The sequence below is a fragment of the Haliscomenobacter sp. genome (assembly GCF_040403615.1).
Taxonomy (GTDB): Bacteria; Bacteroidota; Bacteroidia; order Chitinophagales; family Saprospiraceae; genus Haliscomenobacter.
On the sequence record NZ_JBBAKG010000058.1, the window covers coordinates 20,533 to 39,022 of the forward strand.

An 18,490-nucleotide genomic window follows, 5' to 3' on the forward strand; every position below is an offset into this window, starting at 1 on the left:
AAACTGTATTACATGGGCTTGGAAAGTTACGAAGCCCGTTACACACTGCAACTAACAGAGTGGAACCGGCGTGTGTTTGATCGCAGAGGTCTAGATGTTGTTTATGTTCCAGGTACCACTATTGATAACACACAAGCAATCTCGGTAGGTCAGGTATTGGATGCACATGGTCGCAGTTATTTTGCCATGAGCCAGATGATGAACTTGGTTCAGCTCATGAAGAACGGTGAAGTAACAGGCGAGGATGTTGTTTACTTTGAAGACATGTTCCAACCTGGCATTGAGTCGTTGCCTTACATCATGGATCAGATTCCTGCAGAACAACGTCCGCAGGTATGGGTACGCTGTTTGGCACAGGCCATCGACCCCGATGACTTTGTACATGTCTGGGGCATGGCAGGATGGATGAGTACATATGAAAAAATGGTCAATCACTTTGTTACAGGGGTTCTTGCTACCAATGAAGAGATGGTCGCACACATGCGAATTGCTGGTTGGACTGCTCCAATCTACAACATTTCCGGTCTTGCATTTGGAAAAGCAGAAGTTCTTGAGCGTATTGGCGGTAAAGAAAATATTAAACCGTTCGCAGATCGTCCACGACGAGTTGGGTTCGCGGCTCGTTTCGATCAAGAGAAACAACCTGGTTTCTTTATGGACCTTATTGAGATGTATAGTGAACTCACCAGCGAGCCTTGTGAGTTTGCAATATACAGTGGCGGACCTCTCAGATCCAACAACACAGAGTATGTTGAACGTGCCCGCCGTATGGAGGCAGAGGGGCGACTCAAGATCTTTGATAACATAAGCAAGAATGAATACTATGCTCTCCTTAACAATACTCGTGTGCTTTTTAATTGTGCTTTGCAAGACTGGGTTTCCAACACCGTCTCTGAAGCAGACACTCTTGGATGTAATGTATTGTATCCAGCGTATCGTTCATTCCCTGAAACCTTTGCAAATGATCCCAACCGCTTATATGTACCCTGGAGTATAGACGATGCCTATAACAAAATGTGTAATCTTTTGCAGACTCCTCATCACAACATGGGCCTTATTAGTGATTGGAATAATAGGACTGTTGATCGGGTTATTGATATTATTACCGGTCAAGGTACTCAGTGGGATCGTTCGGGGCCTCGCTACCGAGATCATGTGCCACACGAAAAATATCAAGTGGTTAAAATAGAAAAATGAGCGTGGTAATTGTTACCGGTGTAGCCGGATACATTGGTGGACAAACTGCCTTGCTGTTGAAAGACGCAGGGCATGAAGTTTACGGCATTGATCGTAGAGACCCACCTAAACACTTGCGTGGCATCTGCGACAAATTTTTGTATCAAGACTTTGCTAGTGATGTAGCATTGAGTTACATTATTAATAAACAGCCAGATGCTGTCATTCACTGTGCTGGAACAAGTTTAGTAGGACCAAGCATGCAGGATCCTGCAGAATACTACAACAATAATGTGGCCAAGACATTGCGCCTACTAGACATAGTTCGCAAAAGTTTGCCACGTTGTAGAGTTATTTTTAGTTCTAGTGCGGCTGTATACGGCGAACCTATTATGAATCCATGTCACGAAGTAGATCCTTGTGAACCTCTAAGTCCATACGGCGAAAGCAAGCGTATGATAGAACAGATTTTGCAAAGTTATTATAAGGCCTACGGATTAGATTACGTGGCATTCCGTTATTTCAATGCATGTGGTGCCGATCCCGAGGGTAGACACGGACAAGAACCGGGTGCTACACACGTGATTGCTCGTCTGTTAGAGGCCACACGAGACAATGGTCAATTCCGTATCAATGGAGATACATATCCCACAGATGATGGTACATGTGTGCGTGACTATGTACATGTGAATGATATTGCTCGCGCACATGTATTGGCACTGGATTCCAAGATCAAATCTGACGTTTACAATCTTGGAGATGGCACCGGCACTAGTATTAGACAAATTATAGAACGTGTTCAAGAAGTTGTAGGCAATTTGCCCACGATTGAAGTTGGGCCTCCTCGCGCTGGCGATCCTGCGGTGCTTACTGCCAGTTCGGACAAGTTTGATCGTGCGATTGGCATGCCATGGCGCACTTATAATCTTACCGACGTAATCGCACACACCTGGGCTTGGTATGTTCGAAAAAATTAAACAGTTTGAAGACGCTCTAGTAGAGTTTACTGGAGCACCGTATGCCGTCATGACCGATTGTTGTACACACGCAATCGAATTGTGCTTACGTTACGATCAGATTCAGGAATGTGAGTTCACTCCTTACACTTATCTAAGTATTCCCATGCTCATGCACAAGTTAGGAATCAAATATGCATATTCAGATCATGCTTGGCAACGTTGGGTAGGAGAATATCCTTTTCTAAATACTAGAATTTGGGACAGTGCAAGGCGTTTGGAACGGAACATGCATCGTGCAGGAACTATGCAATGTTTAAGTTTTGGGCATGACAAGCCTTTACATATAGGCCGCGGTGGTGCTATAATACTAGATGACAAGATGGCCTACGATGCGATAATTCGCATGCGGTATGATGGCCGAGATCTAAATATCAAACCCTGGATCGCACAACAAGAATTTCGAGTCGGATATCACTATAAACCCACACCAGAAGAAGCAGTACGTGGTTTGGCGTTGCTGGAAGGTATTAAAGAACATTGTCCCGAGCCTCGACATGTTGATTATGCAGATTTAAGAACTATCACTATCAAGGACTAAAATGACAGAATCAGTATCGTTTAACAATATAGACGACAAAGGCTATGAAGAAGCATATCTAGCAGATGCTATTCGTTTTAAAATGAAACGTGACAACAAACGTTTTTGGGCCGGAGATAACATCAGTGACTATGTGGATGAACAAACCAAAGCACAACTGATCGACGAAGCCACTGTGGCATTTGAACGAGTGTTAGACACATTATTGATTGACAGAGAAAATGACCCAAACTCCAAAGGTACGGCTCGCCGGTTGGCAAATATGTACTTCAACGAAATTATGGCTGGTAGGTATGAGGAATCGCCTAATGCAACGGCTTTCCCAAATGACACAGCAGGAGCATACGAAGGTATGTTGGTGGTGCGTAGCGAGCTTAAGAGCATGTGTAGCCACCATCATCAACCTGTTACGGGTGTTGCTTATATTGGAATCATTGCTGGCGCCAAACTCATTGGTCTTTCGAAGTACACCAGGATTGCACAATGGTGTGCCCGACGCGGAACTCTTCAAGAAGAGCTCTGCATGGACATTGCTCGTGAGATCGAGCTCGCAACTGGATCCCGAGATGTTGCTGTTTATATTCAGGCTACCCACGGATGTTGCGAGAATCGTGGTATTATGGCTCATAGTAGTCTCACCCAAACTACAGTACTCCATGGAGCCTTCAAAACAGACCAAAGCGTGAAGAAGGAATTCTTTGACAACATCAAACTACAACAGGACTTTGCACCAAGATGATTAGTTATGCAACATTAAAAGCCGCACAGGATGGCAAAGTAGCACCCTGGACTAATACGGTGCCTGAAATGAGCAACACTCACATTGCTGTGTTCCGTGATGCTTATCCTGTGGCAGAAGGACATCTACTGTTTGTGCCACGTGCCAACACAGATGAATCTATTGTGGTAGCCATGGGCATGGCTTTGCTAACCGGCCGTCAAATGGTACAGAACAATCAATGCGATGCGTTCAACATTGGTTTGAATGCAGGAGTTGCTGCCGGACAAACAGTAATGTATCCACATGTGCATTTGATACCAAGAATGCACGGAGATACGCCTGATCCTGTTGGTGGTGTACGTGGTGTCATATCCGGACAGGCCAACTACAAAACTGATACATATCAGCAACCAGAATGATTGATAAAAATATAGCCTGGAAAACAGCAGGACACAATGATTGGTTCCGTGTTAGTATGGATCCAACTCTTAACATAGAAATAATAAAATCTGCACAACATCTTTATGTTGACTTTGACAGTGCCGGCGATCAGGTCGCAACACTCATTGCTGATCGTTGGGCTCAAAAACCTTTATATCTTGCATTGAGTGGTGGCCTTGACAGCGAATTCATTGCCGATCGTTTGGTCAAGAACAAAATTGACTTTACTCCAGTCATACTCAAGATTGGCCAACTCAATGAAATTGAAACATGGTATGCCGAATACTGGTGCTATAAAAACAACAGGGTTCCGGTTATATTGAATTACTCTATCAGTGAGTTTGAATCCGCGTGGGATAAATTTGGGCCGCAACTGGCCGAACTCAAACATTATGATCTTGTGCCGCAATGTATTTTGTATGACTATGCCAATCAGCAAAACGCACATTTGATTTACGGAGCAGGGGACATGCAATTTGATACCAATTCTCAAGATCAATTTTACTTGCATAGTTTTGATTTGGTTAGCAATATTGCAAGTGTGGGAGAGCACCCTACTTCATTCTATATGTACACGCCCGAAATATTGCTGAGTTATATCTCTGGTTACGATCTTACATTATCCGAAAATTACAACAAGATTAATGCATATGAAGTGAGCCCTCGGCCCAAGATTGGTTATCAACAGAGCATGTCACGTGACCCTCAATACTTTGAACTTAAACATCGCTTGAGCACTAGATTTAATACCTTAAATGTTCCACATAACAAACCTTGTTATTTTGGCACACGAGAACAAATCATAAAAAAACTAACCACATAAATATTCTTTTACAGCGGCCTATCGGCATCGTCCCGCTTTACAAACTCCGCCGCCTATGCTATAATTTAACATAGGAGAAAACAGCATGACACCAGTAGTTTACAAATATACCTCAACCAAAGAGTACCACGACGCATTTCCTTGCGCCTACAGACAGTGGAGGGCAGACAGTCATTGTAACTTGATACACGGTTACTCGTTTAGTATGAAGTTCTACTTTGGCACCGACGAACTAGATGTCCGCAACTGGGCGGCCGACTACGGTGGTTTGAAAGAACTCAAGAAGACTTTAGAAGACCAGTTTGACCATACACTTATTGTTGCACAAGATGATCCGCAGATGGAAACATTCCGACTGTTGCAAGAGCGGAACATGGCCAAAGTTGTGGTGTTGCCAAGACTTGGTTGTGAGGGCCTTGCAGACATGCTGTACAAGTATGTCAACGGTGTTTACATTCCCGAAATGTGGGGTCCAGGTGAAGCCAAGAGACTATGGTGCTATCGTATTGAAGTACGTGAAACGCAGGCCAACATGGCCTTCCGTGAAGGGCATCGTGAATGGAATGAGGACTTGTTTGTTTGATTAAATATTGAGTGATTAAACAAACCATAAGTTTCGTACAACCCAACTTTCAACAAGGTCCTAAAGAATTTAATGCTTACTATCTGCCTTACTCGGCAGGTGTAGTGTTAGGTTATGCTTTGAGTTATGAACACATAGATTCAAAGTGGCAACTAGATCAGTTGATCTGGCGTAGAGATCCCATTGAGGGTCTGGCCACAAAACTGGCCAAAAATAATATTGTAGCATTTAGTACCTATGTATGGAATCACAGGTACAATTATGCACTGGCTCGTCGCATAAAAGAAATCAATCCCAAGGTAACAATAATAGTCGGCGGACCAGAGCCAGCCATCGAAGATCCAGGCCTATTTGAAAAGGAACCTTTCATAGACCTAGTGATCAAAATGGAAGGCGAAATTACTTTTAAACGCATACTGGAAGACTTTGACACAGACTACACACACATACCCGGACTGTTGATCAACACGCCTACCGGTTTGATCAATACCGGTGACTGTGCTAGAATTGATGACCTGGATCAAATACCTAGTCCATATCTCTCAGGTATGTTTGATCAAATCATCAAGGACCATCCTGAAGTGATTTGGAATGCCACACTAGAAACCAATCGTGGTTGTCCTTATCAGTGTACCTTTTGCGACTGGGGCAGTCTTACCTACAGCAAAGTCAAAAAATTTGATCTTACTAGAGTATATCACGAACTAGAATGGATTGGTGCCAACTGTGGGTTTGTTACTATCACTGACGCTAACTTTGGCATGTTTATAGAACGCGACAATATGATTGTGGACAAGTTGATCGAAGTACAAAGGCGTTGGAACAAATTGACATCGTTCTCAATGACCTGGGCTAAGAATCAAAAGAACGAAGTGGTGGACATTGTCAAGAAACTCATACACGAAAGTCCAAACTTTGGTCAAGGGCTCACGGTGAGTGTACAGAGCATGGATCATGATGTGTTAGAAAATGTTAAACGTAGAAATCTTGATCAACACAAAATTGATGAAATTTTTGACTTGTGCGATCGCAACAACATTCCTGTGTACACAGAACTAATTCTTGGACTACCAGGTGAAACTGTTGAATCTTGGAAGGGAGCATTTTGGAAAATCTTCCGTGCTGGTAATCACACTGGCATCAATATCTTGCAGGCACAGTTGTTGGAAAATGCCGAAATGAATCTATTACAAAAACGCTTGTGGCAGTTAGAGGCTGTGCCAGTACACGATTACATGAGCGGCAGTTACAATGATGCGGAGTTGAGCGAGTGTGTGGATGTGGTTATCAGTACCAAGGACATTTCTAAACAACAGATGCTAGATACCTTGGTTTGGAATAGTTTTATCCAGACATTTCATATCAATGGTTTGACCACGTACATTGCTAGATATTTGGAAAAAGCACATCAAATTGATTATAGCAAATTCTATGATAATTTATATGTCTGGGTTCAGCACGATCCTTGGTTTCAAGCACAGTTCAATGACACACGGAATTACTTTGCAAACTGGGCAAGCCAGGGCTCTATTAGTCATCCGCCAATTGGCAACGTTCAGGTGTTTGGATGGAATTTAGTGCATCGCACTACTCTATACATACAACAACAATATCGCCTAAATTATGTGTTTGATTTGGTTGACACCTTTGTAAAAAATCATTATAATATCAACAAAGACATATTAGATCAACTCATGCAGTTTCAAAGAAATTACGTGGTTGACTATCGCAATCTTAAATACTTGCCTATACAGCAAAATTTTGATTATGATTTTCTTGGCTATATTCAAGATAACACTCAACTTGAAAAACCATGTACCTATGTTTTTGAAAGCACAGAAAATCTTGACATGAGCCTAGAACATTTTCTTGAAAACATGTATTTTGCCAGGAAAAGAAATTTTGGAAAAACAAACATCACTCGAAGTTATGAGTAACACACACGAATATAGCATAGCAGTTTTACTGCCCACTCGTAGCCGGACCGATGCACTTACTGCCAGTGTGACCAGCATTGTAGATCTAGCCAATGACATTTCTCGTATACAATTAGTGTTTGGATTTGACGATGATGACCGAATAGGACTAGCACATTTTACCAAGGTGATACAACCCATGTTAGACAAGCATGGAGTATCTTACGAAGCACAGTCTTTTAAAAGTATGGGCTATGCTGGACTCAATCGATACTACAACCATTTGGCAAAATCAACATCAGCAGACTGGCTGTTTGTGTGGAATGATGATGCTGTGATGGAAACTCAAGGATGGGACTCAGTAATTAAACAATACACAGGCGAATTCAAACTGTTAAAAGTTCACACACACAATGACCATCCTTACAGTATTTTTCCTATAATGCCACGAGCATGGTATGACTTAATGAATCATCTCAGTCGTCATCAAATGATCGATGCTGAACTAAGTCAACTGGCTTTCTTGCTGGATATTATGCAAGTGATTGAGGTCGACGTCACACACAATCAAGTTGAGTTGACCAAAGATGCAACTGACCCTCTCAAACCCAAGGTACGTTTTGAAGGTAACCCTGCCAATCCGCATGATTTCCATAATCCTCAAACTAGTGCGCAACGCTATCAAGATTGTGATGTCATTGCTGAATACATGCGTACAATTGATCTAGACACCACCTGGTGGGAAAGTGTCAAGAGTGGTAAAAGTTATCCCTGGGAAAAATTAATTGCTCTAGATGTCAACAAACAAATGAATCAATTTGTAATGCAACTCGACGAACGTGGGCAAGTATTGTCCTACGGCAAAGATCAAAAAAGCGAAGATCTCAGGAGATCCCTTGCAAAATAATATAACCGTCAGCAAACTGGTTACTGAGTGTGTGATTTCAAAAAATCCAGTTACAAAAATACTTGACTTTGGTCAACATGCTTACGCTGATACATTTATCCGACCAGATCAACTGAATCTCAGTGAGCCTGTTTTTCCTTTGCAGGTATATCTCAATGCCAACTCAGGTAGTATACAACTGGGCTATGTGAGTTCGGCCACGGATCGTTACAATCTCTACAGTTACAGTTACACTTCCAGCAACAGTCAAACAGCCAGAAATCACTGGGACAAGTATGCTCAAACAATTCAAGGTCGCAGCCATACCGGACTGGTAGTAGAAATTGGCAGCAATGATGGTTACCTTGTGAGTCAATTTGATCATGCAGTAGGTGTAGACTCCAGTGCAGAAATGTGTGCATTGTCCCAAGCAAAAGGTGTTGAAACAATAAACACTTTGTTCGACAATGCCACCGCTGATGCAATAAAACACAAACACGGCACAGCAAGTGTGATCATTGCCAACAATGTGTTTAACCATGCTAATGATCCTGTGGCATTTGCACAGAGCGTGGCCCGACTACTGTCAGACACAGGAGAGTTTGTGTTTGAAGTACCGTATTGGCTCAGCATGATTGAATCAGGAAGATTTACTGACATGGTATATCACGAGCATCCTACATACTTCACTGTGAAGATGGCCTGGAACTTGTTGAAAGCCGCGGGACTAGAGATTACTGACTTTGATGTGGTTGATTATCATGGCGGAAGCCTACGAGTGTTTGCTCGTCTTGACACTGGTGCTGATATGCCTGTTAAAATTCAAGATGCCATAGTCAAAGAAACTCAAACAGGTTTGTTTGATCCTGCATTTTATCAAAACTTACAACTGAAATTTGAGCAAGCCAAGATTGATTGGCTTGCCGCTTTTTATCGATTGCTAAGTGAAGATCCCAAAGCAGTAGTCATAGGAGTGGGTGCGGCAGCCAAGGCCAACACATGGTTAAACTGGCACGGGCTTGATAGTACTGTGATTCATTGTATAACCGATGCTAGTGAGCACAAACAAGGCAAGTACACCCCACTGACTAGAATCCCAGTGTTGGCAGATCAAGAGTTTGCCCAACATAAACAACCATATGCTTTGATATTGAGTTGGAACATTGGTGAAGGTCTTCGCAGAGCCATATTAAATATCAATCCTAACACAAGGTTTATTTCACAATGAAAACATACAACATCTACAGCGAACACGGCCAAGAAGGACTTGGCGCATTTACGGACGATCGCGGTACCATTACTGATATATTTTACAAAGCCAACATGAATCATGGCTGTGTGATTACCAACCAACCCGGAGCGGTGCGTGGCAATCACTATCATAAATTTACTACTCAATACACATATATTGTGTCCGGTACACTGACTTATTATAGTAAATCTATAGAAACTGAAAAACCAGCACATGCCTTTGTTGCAGTGGCCGGAGACATGATCATCAGTGAACCATTTGAAATTCATGCCATGAAGTCTGGCCCAGATGGTTGCACATTTATTGCATTTGCCGAAGGCCCACGTGGTGGCGAAGACTACGAGTCTGACACCTACCGAGTTGACGATATTACTCAATGACAAAAACTGTGGTGATCTTTGGGGCAAGTGGTGGCATCGGTGGTGCCACTGAAAAACGATTTGCTGATCAAGACTATCGTGTGATTCCGGTCAGTCGCGATTATTTGGATTTTGAAAGCGCCAATAGTCACTATGATGTTGCCAAGTTATTGAATCAAGTACAACCGGATGTGGTTGTCAACAGTGCCGGGGTATTTGTCAACGGGTATGTCAACACGCATACCACCACCATGAATGTGAACTTTGGCAGCAACTGGTCCGTTATAAGTTACTACATGGCACTCAAAGGCCTTAGTAAGACCACCAGAATCATCATGGTTGGCAGTAGTAGTTATACCAGTGGGCGACAGTTGTATCCTTTGTACAGCGCCAGCAAGGCAGCCTTGTATAACTTATGGGAGTCAGCAAGAGATTACTTTGGTGATTCAGAGATCGTGGTTGATTTGGTCAATCCTGTGCGCACACGCACCCGGATGGCCAGTGTGGGCAAATCATTTGATCCCACGTTGGATTACCTGGAGCCCGATCAAGTGGCTGATGAAATTTTTAAACTGGTTGAATCTGATTTACCCAGTACATGCGTAGATATGACTTTTAAGGATGTAATATGAAAATAGGAATTATTGGAAAAGGCACCGTAGGCAAAGCCGTGTACGAAGGCCTGGAGTATCTTGGACACAACATGTGCTTCTATGATCCGGCTTATGAAGGTAGCCAGTTGGCAGATGTGCTAGATGCTGAGTGTGTGTTTCTCAGTGTACCAACCAACCAAGCAGACAATGGTGATTGTGATGTCAGCATTGTTGAAAACACAATTCAACAACTGAGCCAGCATCAATACACCGGACTAGTAGCAGTCAAAAGCACAGTGGTACCCGGTACCAGTAAGCGATTGAGTGACACCTATCCCAATTTGAAAATCTGTAGTGTTCCTGAATTTCTACGAGCCAAGACTGCACTAGCAGACTTTGTGTACAATCATGACTTGCTGATCATTGGTAGTGACCGCGAAGAAGACTTTGCACTGATCGAAAAAATTCACGGACACTTTCCAAAGACTGTGGCCTGTGTCAGCCCTACAGAAGCCGAAGTAGTCAAATACTTCAACAATGTACATCATGCCATGAGTGTGACCTTTGCCAACATCACCTATGATGTGTGTAAAAAATTAGGTGCCGATTACAAGAATGTGTATGATGCAATCACTCGTAGAGAATGTATCAATCCACACTACCTAATGGCCAATGACAACATGCGTGGCTACGGTGGACACTGTTTGCCCAAAGATACCAGTGCATGGAACAACTTGATCAAGAATCTTGATCTACCTTACACTTTGATTCAAAGTGTAATTGACGACAACAAGAAAGTAAGCAAATGAAAATATTAGTAACAGGTGCCAGTGGGCTGTTGGGTACAGAAATCTGTAGACAATTAAAAACAGTCGCAAGCAATGAAGTATGGGCTGTTGACAATCACAGTCGTAGTTCAACTATTCCTCCATGTGATCAGTTTCTAACAATTGATCTAAATGATCAAACTGCAATTGCTCAACTGCCACGAGACTTTGATTATATCTATCACTATGGTGCTATCAATGGCACCAAAAATTTTTACGAACGACCCAACCAGGTGCTGACAAACAATTTTGTTTGTGACCTAAATATGTTTGAGTATGCCAGTGAAATTTCAAACCTTAAAAACATTGTGTATGCCAGCAGTAGTGAAATAGTAAGTGACGATCCTGTTAGTCCAGTGCCCGAACATGCAGACATCACTATTCGAGACATTCACAATGCTCGCTGGAGTTATAGACTTGCTAAAATATGTAGTGAAAACTATCTGGCCAACAGCCGGTTGCCCTATGTGATGTTGCGTTACTTTAACGTGTACGGTGAGAACAGCAAGGCCGGACACTTCTTGGCTGATCAAATTGCCAAGATCAAACAAGGTAAGTTTGAGTGCTTTGGTGCCAACGAAACTAGAAGTTTCTGTCATGTGGAAGATGCCATAAGAGCCAGTATCTACTGTGCTCAGACTCAAAATCGAGCATTGATCAATATTGGCAACGATAGAGAAATAACTATTATGGATGCGGCTCAAATCGTTGCATCCGCATTAGGACACAACAATCCAGATTGGACAACCACACCGGGTATGCCTGGTAGCACAGCCAGTCGCAGACCCGATATCTCCAAACTAAGAAGTGTAATGCCGGACTACACGCCCATGAGTTTTGAATCAGGTGTACAAAAATCAATTGGTTAACTTGCCACTTGCAAAACAACTACGATTTCGTGTATAATACACAAGTATATAACAAAGGATGTAGATGTCTAAAATTAAAATAGCAGAATTATTTTATTCGATCCAGGGCGAAGGTCGATACATGGGTGTGCCGTCGGTGTTCTTGAGAACGTTTGGTTGCAACTTTAAATGTGCTGGGTTTGGCATGCCACGTGGTGAGGCAAGTCACGAGGCTACTGATATTGCGGCTACTCACACAATGATTAAGGCTTTTGAAAAATACGAAGAACTTCCGCTGGTGAGTACAGGTTGCGATAGTTATGCGTCATGGCATCCAGACTTTAAAGACCTAAGTCCCATGTTAGAAAGTAACGCTATTGTGGATCGCATCATGGAGATACTTCCACATCAACGTTGGGAAGATGAGCATCTTGTGATCACAGGTGGTGAACCATTGCTGGGTTGGCAACGTGCTTATCCGAACTTGTTAGATCACGACAGTATGCATGGTCTTAAAGAAATCACATTTGAAACCAACGGTACTCAAAAACTTACTCCAGAGTTTAAAGAATATCTACTGAGATGGAGAGCACAACGTGAAATTACATTCTCCGTCAGCGCCAAACTTCCTTGTAGTGGTGAGAAGTGGGAAGAAGCCATCGTTCCGGAAGTGGTTTGTGAATACGAACAAGTCGGTACAGCATACTTGAAGTTTGTTATTGCCACAGAACAAGACTTTGCAGATGCTGAACGTGCCACTGAGGAATATCGCGCCGCTGGATTTAAAGGACATGTTTATCTAATGCCTGTAGGTGGTATTGAAAGTGTCTATGCATTGAACAACAAGAATGTGGCATTGTTAGCAATGAAACATGGGTTACGCTACAGTGACCGTTTGCAAGTGCCGTTATTTAAAAATGAATGGGGGACCTAATGGGAATATTTGATCGATTTCGCAAGAAGCCTGCACCGGTAAAAGTCCGGGCCGAACCCAAGCCCAAAGCACCAGAGAAAACTGAAAAAGAAGTTGCTACAGAAAAAAATGAACCTTACGTGAGTATTGTTCGCATGGACATCGATCCCAACAACTTGCACCAGGGTGCGTTTGAACTAGATTGGAACGAAATCTTTGTGGCAAGGCTGGTCAAGGCCGGTTACATGATGAAACCCGATGATGCAGATGCGGACATAGTAGATCGTTGGTTCCAAAATATTTGTCGACACGTGGTCATGGAAACATGGGAACAAGAGCAGGCCATGAACAAGTACAGCAGTCAATATGTAAACTCTAGAGACATCGGTGGCGGAAGAACCGAAGTATCATGATATTCAATCACATCAAACAACTCAAACAAGACGGGAAGAAAATTGGCATCACTTTCTCAACCTTTGACATGCTCCACGCGGGCCACATTGCCATGCTGTCGGAAGCCAAGAATCATTGTGACTACCTGATCTGTGGTCTACAAACCGACCCAACCATTGATCGTCCAGACACTAAAAATCGCCCTATACAAAGTATTGTTGAGCGACAAATACAGTTGGCCGCATGCCGTTATGTTGATGAAGTTGTTGTATATCAAACCGAACAAGATCTTGTTGACTTGTTGTTGATCCTGCCAGTTGACGTTCGTGTGCTGGGTGTGGAATATCAACACAAAAACTTCTCTGGCTATGAGGAATGTGGAATGCGTGGCATTGAACTAGTGTTCAACGGCAGGGATCACTCGTTCTCCAGTTCAAGTCTGCGCAAACGTGTGGTTGCCGCAGAGACTGGAAAAGTATTAATGCAAAAATGATACTGTATGTGAATGGTGATAGTCATGCCGCGGCCGCAGAAGCAGTAAATCCGTATTCATGGGCAGAGGATGATGGACTATACTATGAGTTGGGACAACAGCCGCATCCAGACAATGAACGTGTGAGTTTTGGCTGTGAAATAGCCAACAGTCTCAATGCTATACTGTACCTTGACGCACAGGCTGGCGGGTCAAATGCCCGTGTTATTCGCACCACAAGATCTTGGTTGCACGAACAGACCGATCTCAAAGATGTTTTTGTGATCCTGCAATGGTCAACTTGGGAACGGCAAGAATGGTTCCACAAAGGCACATGGTATCAAGTCAACGCAAGTGGTATAGATAGTGTGCCATCGATTTTTGCCGATCGTTATAAAAATTTTGTATCCACGATCAACTGGGATGAAGTCGAACAACAAGCACATGATGAGATCTGGCAGTTCCATAACGAACTCAAACTTAATCAGATTCAGCATGTGATGTTCAATGGAAATAGTCATTTTGGTAAAATATCCCAAAATCAAGACTGGAGTCAATGCTACATTGCACCATACGACCCTGCCCAAACCTATGATTCAGTGCTAAGAAACAACGGATTCAAACCGGTCAACCCCGATAGTTGGCATTTTGGGCACTGTGCCCATTGCTTTTGGGCTGAACATGTGTTACAATACATTTACGATAACAACTTGATTGTCACTAATGAAATACCTACTGATTGATACAGCCAACATGTTTTTCCGTGCCCGGCACTCAGCACACCGTGCCAGCGACACATGGACCAAACTAGGCTTTGCCCTGCACGTTACAATTATGGCCGCTAACAAAGTGGCCAAGCGTTTTCAAGCAGATCATGTGGTGTTTGCACTAGAAGGACGCTCGTGGCGCAAGGACTACTACGAGCCCTACAAGAAGAATCGTGCTGTGGCACGTGGGGCAATGACCGAAACAGAAGCAGACGAAGACCGACTGTTTTGGGAGACCTATGACGAACTGACTAAATACTTGGCTACGAAAACAAATTGTAGTGTGATCCGTTGTGCCACTGCTGAAGCAGATGATATCATAGCACGTTGGATCTCTTTACACCCTCAAGATGAACACACAATCGTAAGTTCAGACACTGACTTTGTGCAGTTGCTGGCCGCCAACGTCACGCAATACAATGGTATTACCGATGAACTACTAACCTTGGAGGGCATATTCGATGCTAAAGGTAACCGTGTCAATGATAAGAAAACTAAACAGCCAAAAACCATCCCGGATCCAGCCTGGCTGCTATTTGAGAAGTGCATGCGTGGCGACACATCCGACAACGTATTTTCTGCATATCCAGGAGTACGTGAGAAAGGCACAAAGAATAAAGTTGGTCTCCGTGAGGCCTTTGGAGACAGAGACAAGCGCGGATACAATTGGAACAATCTAATGTTGCAACGTTGGACCGACCATAATGGTGCCGAGCATCGTGTGCTGGATGACTATGAACGTAATTGTACCTTGATTGATCTCACAGCACAACCAGACAATGTTAAAGCAGTTGTGGATGGTTGCATCCGTGAACAGATTAGTCACAAAGATGTTGGCATGGTAGGCGCACACTTCCTAAAATTCTGTGGCAAGTACGAATTGACCAAACTCAGCGACAGTGCAGATCAAGTGAGTCGCTGGATGAATGAAACATACAAAGGAGTATTAGATGATATTAGCCAAACCCGTGGTAGAGAACCAGTACTGGATACTCAAGAAGGATAATCGCAAGATTGGCCAACTTGAACTAAAAGAAAATGGTAACTGTACAATAAAAATTCTTGATAGTGTAGTAAGTTACAAAACTATCAAGATGGCTCGAGAGGCAGCTGGGATCCAATTCGAGCCAGCCGAAACAGCAACTCCATTGCCACCAAACATGGTTTATGGTCATGAAGTTTCTGGAGATGTATTCAATCCTCTCTGGGACGTGAAGCACAAATTACCACTGTTCACCAGAGAAGACAAAAGCAAGAGTTGGTTTGCCGCTGGTTGGTATCGAGTCAAGCAACATCGCAAGTGGAAACTAGTACAGCACCCTAAACTTATTACCTTGGAGCGTTATGCATATCAAGGTCCCTTTCAAACCAAGGAACAAGCGAGTGACAAATCCGTTTAGAGATCAAGAAAAATTTATGCGAGCCTGTGAACAAACTGTTGGTGAGTTCAACGAAGCACAATATCAATTGTATTGCAATCTTATCAGTGAGGAATTCAATGAACTAATAGCCAGTAGAACCAAAGTGGATGATCTCGATGCGTTAATTGACATATTAGTTGTGACAATTGGTGCTATACACAGTCTTGGTGCCGACGCCGAAGGTGCTTGGAAAGAAGTTATGAGTACCAACTTTGCCAAGATTGATAAACAAACAGGTCGGGTACGCAAACGTGAAGACGGCAAGGTACTCAAGCCGGCTGGTTGGACTCCGCCCAACCTAGAACCTTTTGTGTCATGAGTCTACACATCAATAGATTTGTAGACAGCATCAAAGCACATGAATCACGCGGTCAGCGTGATTTCACTATGACCATGCGTGAAGCCAAGGACTTGCATAGTGATATTACAAAACTATTACTGACTTTGGAAACTTTACATACTCGTAATGTCCAGCCAAAACAAGAAACAATTACGGTAGAATTGAGCGGTGGTAGTTTCAAAACCACGTAGTTTTTGAGATAAATAAACTACGGAGATAATGATGTCGAGACCCAAACCAAATGTGTTGATAGAACACACTGACAAAGCAACTTACAAGACCGAACAAGTGTTGGCCTCCGAAGGAGTGTGGGCAGTATTTTTTGATTTTAAGCCAATTAATCTCAAAACTTCCAACATGCTCACACAATATCCGGGACCTAAATACAAGAAGGTCTCATTCTCCAATCCCGGCCATGCCAAGAATTTGGCCCGTAAACTCAACACACAATTCAAGACCGACAAATTCACAGTCGTACTCTTGACGCAGGGGGCGCAAGTATACCCCGATGCCCGATAAACAACAACTCACTCAACAACTGTTAAATCAACTGCCGGCGGATGAACGGCTTGGTTTAGAATTGGCGCTCAAATCATGGTGGCAAGATCCGCGTGATGATGGCGGATTGAGATTGAGCATATCTGGTTATGATGCTTTTAAATTTTTGTCAATTGAACAATATGAGTTTGATTTTACAAAAGTGTTGAGTCCCAGTTTACTCATGACCTTGAACCGAAAACTGGATTGTCCCTACTATCTCAAGGTTGGCAAGACTCCCAAACTAATCATATTCGGAAGTCAACAGGCTATCATGTACGCCATGTATGGCGACTTGGGAAAGTTTTTACGCTATTTGGACCGTACATAAAATGTAACCCAAAGTATTACTTTTGTAACCCGCAAAAAGTAGTATTTTTGTAGTAGTCGATTTCGGTTGACCAAAAAAGCAATTTCGGTTATAATACATGTATGGAACTTAAAAAGCAATCACGCAAAAAACGAGTGGATCGTACCCACATTGTTTACTTCATCCAAATTGGTTTGGAGTACTACATTGGTGTTACAGCAAAAACTCAACGCACAATCACCATGAGTCTGCGCTCACGCATCAACAAGCACATTTATCGCTCACGCACAGAAGACAAATCTTGGCGTCTGTACGAAGCAATTCGTGCCGCTGGTGAGTCGGCTGTTAACTTTGGAATCATCGACACGTTACGTGGCAAGACTGAAGCACACACACTCGAGCGTGAACTAATACGAAAGTACACACCTGCTCTCAACACCGATGTGCGTGTCAAAGCGGTTGACCGATAATTACCGATTTGCTATAATACTTGTATAGAAACTAAAGAGGAGCCAGAAATGATTGCACTTGACAACATTGAATCTATTCACAACACCGCAGTGTCAGCCGCACAGACAGCCGAAGCAGACTTTCGTGCCCGGCATGGCGAGCCTGGCTACTGTGGTTTTGCCTGGGTCACTGTGCCCGAAAAGGCTAGTACCAAATTGGGTCGTGCGCTGAAGGCTGTGGGCTTTACCAAAGCATACGGTGGCGGACTCCAACTTTGGAATCCTGGTGGTTCGTATACACAAAGCATGGACATCAAAGAAACAGGTGCTCAAGCCTACGCTGATGTCTTGAAGAAATTTGGTATCACCGCATACATGGGCTCAAGAGCAGACTAAGGAAAAATCACATGAGACTATCACCACTTGACCAGCGTATGAATGCAGACATTGATGCGCTGATTGCCAAACTAGAAGCGGCTAAGACCTCACGCACATACCTTCAACGTGCCAGCCTTGTGGGCCGGGTTGCCGAACAGTGCCAAAGTTATGAATTTTATTGGGAAGATAGACTGTACAGTCTAATGGATTGAATGTATAATGTAATAAGCAAAAATAATCTGCCACTCAATGGGTTTGCAACTCTAGAGGAAGCAATGATCTTTGCCAAAACTGTTGGGGTATTTGTAACCATCAAAGGTCCGGACTTTGAAGTGTGCGGTGTGTTTGGTGTTGACAGTGTCAAGGACGGCCGGTGTCCAGACGGTGTTGCATATGATTGGAACAAGGCGTCACGCATTGGCGCACCTAAGAGGGTAAGAGTATGAACGAACGAATTCGAGAACTAATGGGCAAAACCCTAGATGACAAATTCAGTCACACCTGGAATACTATGTCGTATGAAGGCCT

General features: G+C 43.2%; 27 protein-coding genes. All 27 read left to right on the forward strand.

The window, feature by feature from the left end; all coding sequences use genetic code 11:
• Positions 1 to 12 precede the first annotated feature (12 nt).
• The 27 genes from ABW391_RS18050 to ABW391_RS18180 all read left to right on the forward strand — a co-directional run bounded on the left by ABW391_RS18050 (position 13) and on the right by ABW391_RS18180 (position 18,174).
• Complete coding sequence (locus ABW391_RS18050; protein ID WP_353483305.1) at positions 13 to 1,197, forward strand: glycosyltransferase family protein; 1,185 nt, start codon at positions 13 to 15, stop codon at positions 1,195 to 1,197.
• Positions 1,194 to 2,153 carry a UDP-glucose 4-epimerase GalE gene (gene galE, locus ABW391_RS18055; protein WP_353483306.1) on the forward strand — a complete coding sequence of 320 codons (960 nt, stop codon included), beginning with the start codon at positions 1,194 to 1,196 and terminating at the stop codon, positions 2,151 to 2,153. The genes ABW391_RS18050 and galE overlap by 4 nt, the downstream gene beginning before the upstream one ends.
• A complete protein-coding gene (locus ABW391_RS18060; RefSeq protein WP_353483307.1) occupies positions 2,137 to 2,733 on the forward strand; it encodes a DegT/DnrJ/EryC1/StrS family aminotransferase in 597 nt (198 codons plus the stop codon). The genes galE and ABW391_RS18060 overlap by 17 nt, the downstream gene beginning before the upstream one ends.
• Before the next feature lies 1 nt (position 2,734).
• Positions 2,735 to 3,472 (forward strand): GTP cyclohydrolase I, encoded by a 738-nt coding sequence (gene folE / locus ABW391_RS18065; protein ID WP_353483308.1) that lies wholly within the window; start codon positions 2,735 to 2,737, stop codon positions 3,470 to 3,472.
• Positions 3,469 to 3,873, forward strand: coding sequence for an HIT family protein (locus tag ABW391_RS18070; protein ID WP_353483309.1), 405 nt, complete (start codon positions 3,469 to 3,471; stop codon positions 3,871 to 3,873). The genes folE and ABW391_RS18070 overlap by 4 nt, the downstream gene beginning before the upstream one ends.
• Positions 3,870 to 4,718 carry a hypothetical protein gene (locus ABW391_RS18075; RefSeq protein WP_353483310.1) on the forward strand — a complete coding sequence of 283 codons (849 nt, stop codon included), beginning with the start codon at positions 3,870 to 3,872 and terminating at the stop codon, positions 4,716 to 4,718. Before ABW391_RS18070 ends, ABW391_RS18075 begins: the two co-directional genes overlap by 4 nt.
• A gap of 85 nt (positions 4,719 to 4,803) precedes the next feature.
• On the forward strand, positions 4,804 to 5,301 hold the full coding sequence (locus tag ABW391_RS18080) for a 6-pyruvoyl trahydropterin synthase family protein (RefSeq protein ID WP_353483311.1): 498 nt from the start codon (positions 4,804 to 4,806) through the stop codon (positions 5,299 to 5,301).
• 11 nt (positions 5,302 to 5,312) lie between these two features.
• The gene (locus ABW391_RS18085) at positions 5,313 to 7,238 is read left to right on the forward strand and encodes a B12-binding domain-containing radical SAM protein (RefSeq protein ID WP_353483312.1); all 1,926 of its coding nucleotides are present in this window, start codon (positions 5,313 to 5,315) and stop codon (positions 7,236 to 7,238) included.
• On the forward strand, positions 7,231 to 8,124 hold the full coding sequence (locus tag ABW391_RS18090) for a hypothetical protein (protein WP_353483313.1): 894 nt from the start codon (positions 7,231 to 7,233) through the stop codon (positions 8,122 to 8,124). The genes ABW391_RS18085 and ABW391_RS18090 overlap by 8 nt, the downstream gene beginning before the upstream one ends.
• Complete coding sequence (locus ABW391_RS18095) at positions 8,057 to 9,331, forward strand: methyltransferase domain-containing protein (protein ID WP_353483314.1); 1,275 nt, start codon at positions 8,057 to 8,059, stop codon at positions 9,329 to 9,331. The genes ABW391_RS18090 and ABW391_RS18095 overlap by 68 nt, the downstream gene beginning before the upstream one ends.
• Positions 9,328 to 9,735 (forward strand): polysaccharide biosynthesis C-terminal domain-containing protein, encoded by a 408-nt coding sequence (locus tag ABW391_RS18100; protein ID WP_353483315.1) that lies wholly within the window; start codon positions 9,328 to 9,330, stop codon positions 9,733 to 9,735. Before ABW391_RS18095 ends, ABW391_RS18100 begins: the two co-directional genes overlap by 4 nt.
• Positions 9,732 to 10,346, forward strand: a complete 615-nt coding sequence (locus ABW391_RS18105; protein WP_353483316.1) for an SDR family NAD(P)-dependent oxidoreductase — start codon at positions 9,732 to 9,734, stop codon at positions 10,344 to 10,346. Before ABW391_RS18100 ends, ABW391_RS18105 begins: the two co-directional genes overlap by 4 nt.
• Positions 10,343 to 11,116, forward strand: coding sequence for a Rossmann-fold NAD(P)-binding domain-containing protein (locus tag ABW391_RS18110; RefSeq protein ID WP_353483317.1), 774 nt, complete (start codon positions 10,343 to 10,345; stop codon positions 11,114 to 11,116). The genes ABW391_RS18105 and ABW391_RS18110 overlap by 4 nt, the downstream gene beginning before the upstream one ends.
• Positions 11,113 to 12,003 carry an NAD-dependent epimerase/dehydratase family protein gene (locus tag ABW391_RS18115; RefSeq protein WP_353483318.1) on the forward strand — a complete coding sequence of 297 codons (891 nt, stop codon included), beginning with the start codon at positions 11,113 to 11,115 and terminating at the stop codon, positions 12,001 to 12,003. Before ABW391_RS18110 ends, ABW391_RS18115 begins: the two co-directional genes overlap by 4 nt.
• Positions 12,004 to 12,067: 64 nt before the next feature.
• Positions 12,068 to 12,916, forward strand: a complete 849-nt coding sequence (locus tag ABW391_RS18120) for a 7-carboxy-7-deazaguanine synthase QueE (protein WP_353483319.1) — start codon at positions 12,068 to 12,070, stop codon at positions 12,914 to 12,916.
• Positions 12,916 to 13,308, forward strand: coding sequence for a hypothetical protein (locus ABW391_RS18125; protein ID WP_353483320.1), 393 nt, complete (start codon positions 12,916 to 12,918; stop codon positions 13,306 to 13,308). The genes ABW391_RS18120 and ABW391_RS18125 overlap by 1 nt, the downstream gene beginning before the upstream one ends.
• On the forward strand, positions 13,305 to 13,781 hold the full coding sequence (locus ABW391_RS18130; RefSeq protein WP_353483321.1) for a pantoate--beta-alanine ligase: 477 nt from the start codon (positions 13,305 to 13,307) through the stop codon (positions 13,779 to 13,781). Before ABW391_RS18125 ends, ABW391_RS18130 begins: the two co-directional genes overlap by 4 nt.
• Positions 13,778 to 14,503, forward strand: coding sequence for a DUF6071 family protein (locus ABW391_RS18135; protein ID WP_353483322.1), 726 nt, complete (start codon positions 13,778 to 13,780; stop codon positions 14,501 to 14,503). The genes ABW391_RS18130 and ABW391_RS18135 overlap by 4 nt, the downstream gene beginning before the upstream one ends.
• Entirely contained in the window at positions 14,484 to 15,533 is a 1,050-nt protein-coding gene (locus ABW391_RS18140; RefSeq protein ID WP_353483323.1) for a hypothetical protein, read from the forward strand. The genes ABW391_RS18135 and ABW391_RS18140 overlap by 20 nt, the downstream gene beginning before the upstream one ends.
• Positions 15,478 to 15,927 carry a hypothetical protein gene (locus tag ABW391_RS18145; protein WP_353483324.1) on the forward strand — a complete coding sequence of 150 codons (450 nt, stop codon included), beginning with the start codon at positions 15,478 to 15,480 and terminating at the stop codon, positions 15,925 to 15,927. The genes ABW391_RS18140 and ABW391_RS18145 overlap by 56 nt, the downstream gene beginning before the upstream one ends.
• Positions 15,911 to 16,267: a pyrophosphohydrolase domain-containing protein gene (locus ABW391_RS18150; RefSeq protein WP_353483325.1), complete on the forward strand. Its 357-nt coding sequence runs from the start codon at positions 15,911 to 15,913 to the stop codon at positions 16,265 to 16,267. Before ABW391_RS18145 ends, ABW391_RS18150 begins: the two co-directional genes overlap by 17 nt.
• Positions 16,264 to 16,479, forward strand: coding sequence for a hypothetical protein (locus ABW391_RS18155; RefSeq protein WP_353483326.1), 216 nt, complete (start codon positions 16,264 to 16,266; stop codon positions 16,477 to 16,479). The genes ABW391_RS18150 and ABW391_RS18155 overlap by 4 nt, the downstream gene beginning before the upstream one ends.
• A 28-nt stretch (positions 16,480 to 16,507) precedes the next feature.
• On the forward strand, positions 16,508 to 16,807 hold the full coding sequence (locus ABW391_RS18160) for a hypothetical protein (protein ID WP_353483327.1): 300 nt from the start codon (positions 16,508 to 16,510) through the stop codon (positions 16,805 to 16,807).
• The gene (locus tag ABW391_RS18165; protein ID WP_353483328.1) at positions 16,797 to 17,156 is read left to right on the forward strand and encodes a hypothetical protein; all 360 of its coding nucleotides are present in this window, start codon (positions 16,797 to 16,799) and stop codon (positions 17,154 to 17,156) included. Before ABW391_RS18160 ends, ABW391_RS18165 begins: the two co-directional genes overlap by 11 nt.
• A gap of 101 nt (positions 17,157 to 17,257) precedes the next feature.
• Positions 17,258 to 17,605 (forward strand): hypothetical protein, encoded by a 348-nt coding sequence (locus ABW391_RS18170; RefSeq protein ID WP_353483329.1) that lies wholly within the window; start codon positions 17,258 to 17,260, stop codon positions 17,603 to 17,605.
• 48 nt (positions 17,606 to 17,653) lie between these two features.
• Positions 17,654 to 17,980, forward strand: a complete 327-nt coding sequence (locus tag ABW391_RS18175) for a hypothetical protein (protein ID WP_353483330.1) — start codon at positions 17,654 to 17,656, stop codon at positions 17,978 to 17,980.
• 11 nt (positions 17,981 to 17,991) lie between these two features.
• Positions 17,992 to 18,174 carry a hypothetical protein gene (locus tag ABW391_RS18180; protein ID WP_353483331.1) on the forward strand — a complete coding sequence of 61 codons (183 nt, stop codon included), beginning with the start codon at positions 17,992 to 17,994 and terminating at the stop codon, positions 18,172 to 18,174.
• Positions 18,175 to 18,490: the final 316 nt, after the last annotated feature.

Bases quoted from the DNA above. Each gene is read 5' to 3' on its own strand.
- ABW391_RS18050 (WP_353483305.1), top strand. From the start codon at position 13: ATGGGCTTGGAAAGTTACGAAGCCCGTTACACACTGCAACTAACAGAG.
- galE (WP_353483306.1), top strand. From the start codon at position 1,194: ATGAGCGTGGTAATTGTTACCGGTGTAGCCGGATACATTGGTGGACAA.
- ABW391_RS18060 (WP_353483307.1), top strand. From the start codon at position 2,137: ATGTTCGAAAAAATTAAACAGTTTGAAGACGCTCTAGTAGAGTTTACT.
- folE (WP_353483308.1), top strand. From the start codon at position 2,735: ATGACAGAATCAGTATCGTTTAACAATATAGACGACAAAGGCTATGAA.
- ABW391_RS18070 (WP_353483309.1), top strand. From the start codon at position 3,469: ATGATTAGTTATGCAACATTAAAAGCCGCACAGGATGGCAAAGTAGCA.
- ABW391_RS18075 (WP_353483310.1), top strand. From the start codon at position 3,870: ATGATTGATAAAAATATAGCCTGGAAAACAGCAGGACACAATGATTGG.
- ABW391_RS18080 (WP_353483311.1), top strand. From the start codon at position 4,804: ATGACACCAGTAGTTTACAAATATACCTCAACCAAAGAGTACCACGAC.
- ABW391_RS18090 (WP_353483313.1), top strand. From the start codon at position 7,231: ATGAGTAACACACACGAATATAGCATAGCAGTTTTACTGCCCACTCGT.
- ABW391_RS18100 (WP_353483315.1), top strand. From the start codon at position 9,328: ATGAAAACATACAACATCTACAGCGAACACGGCCAAGAAGGACTTGGC.
- ABW391_RS18105 (WP_353483316.1), top strand. From the start codon at position 9,732: ATGACAAAAACTGTGGTGATCTTTGGGGCAAGTGGTGGCATCGGTGGT.
- ABW391_RS18110 (WP_353483317.1), top strand. From the start codon at position 10,343: ATGAAAATAGGAATTATTGGAAAAGGCACCGTAGGCAAAGCCGTGTAC.
- ABW391_RS18115 (WP_353483318.1), top strand. From the start codon at position 11,113: ATGAAAATATTAGTAACAGGTGCCAGTGGGCTGTTGGGTACAGAAATC.
- ABW391_RS18120 (WP_353483319.1), top strand. From the start codon at position 12,068: ATGTCTAAAATTAAAATAGCAGAATTATTTTATTCGATCCAGGGCGAA.
- ABW391_RS18125 (WP_353483320.1), top strand. From the start codon at position 12,916: ATGGGAATATTTGATCGATTTCGCAAGAAGCCTGCACCGGTAAAAGTC.
- ABW391_RS18130 (WP_353483321.1), top strand. From the start codon at position 13,305: ATGATATTCAATCACATCAAACAACTCAAACAAGACGGGAAGAAAATT.
- ABW391_RS18135 (WP_353483322.1), top strand. From the start codon at position 13,778: ATGATACTGTATGTGAATGGTGATAGTCATGCCGCGGCCGCAGAAGCA.
- ABW391_RS18140 (WP_353483323.1), top strand. From the start codon at position 14,484: ATGAAATACCTACTGATTGATACAGCCAACATGTTTTTCCGTGCCCGG.
- ABW391_RS18145 (WP_353483324.1), top strand. From the start codon at position 15,478: ATGATATTAGCCAAACCCGTGGTAGAGAACCAGTACTGGATACTCAAG.
- ABW391_RS18155 (WP_353483326.1), top strand. From the start codon at position 16,264: ATGAGTCTACACATCAATAGATTTGTAGACAGCATCAAAGCACATGAA.
- ABW391_RS18160 (WP_353483327.1), top strand. From the start codon at position 16,508: ATGATGTCGAGACCCAAACCAAATGTGTTGATAGAACACACTGACAAA.
- ABW391_RS18165 (WP_353483328.1), top strand. From the start codon at position 16,797: ATGCCCGATAAACAACAACTCACTCAACAACTGTTAAATCAACTGCCG.
- ABW391_RS18170 (WP_353483329.1), top strand. From the start codon at position 17,258: ATGGAACTTAAAAAGCAATCACGCAAAAAACGAGTGGATCGTACCCAC.
- ABW391_RS18175 (WP_353483330.1), top strand. From the start codon at position 17,654: ATGATTGCACTTGACAACATTGAATCTATTCACAACACCGCAGTGTCA.
- ABW391_RS18180 (WP_353483331.1), top strand. From the start codon at position 17,992: ATGAGACTATCACCACTTGACCAGCGTATGAATGCAGACATTGATGCG.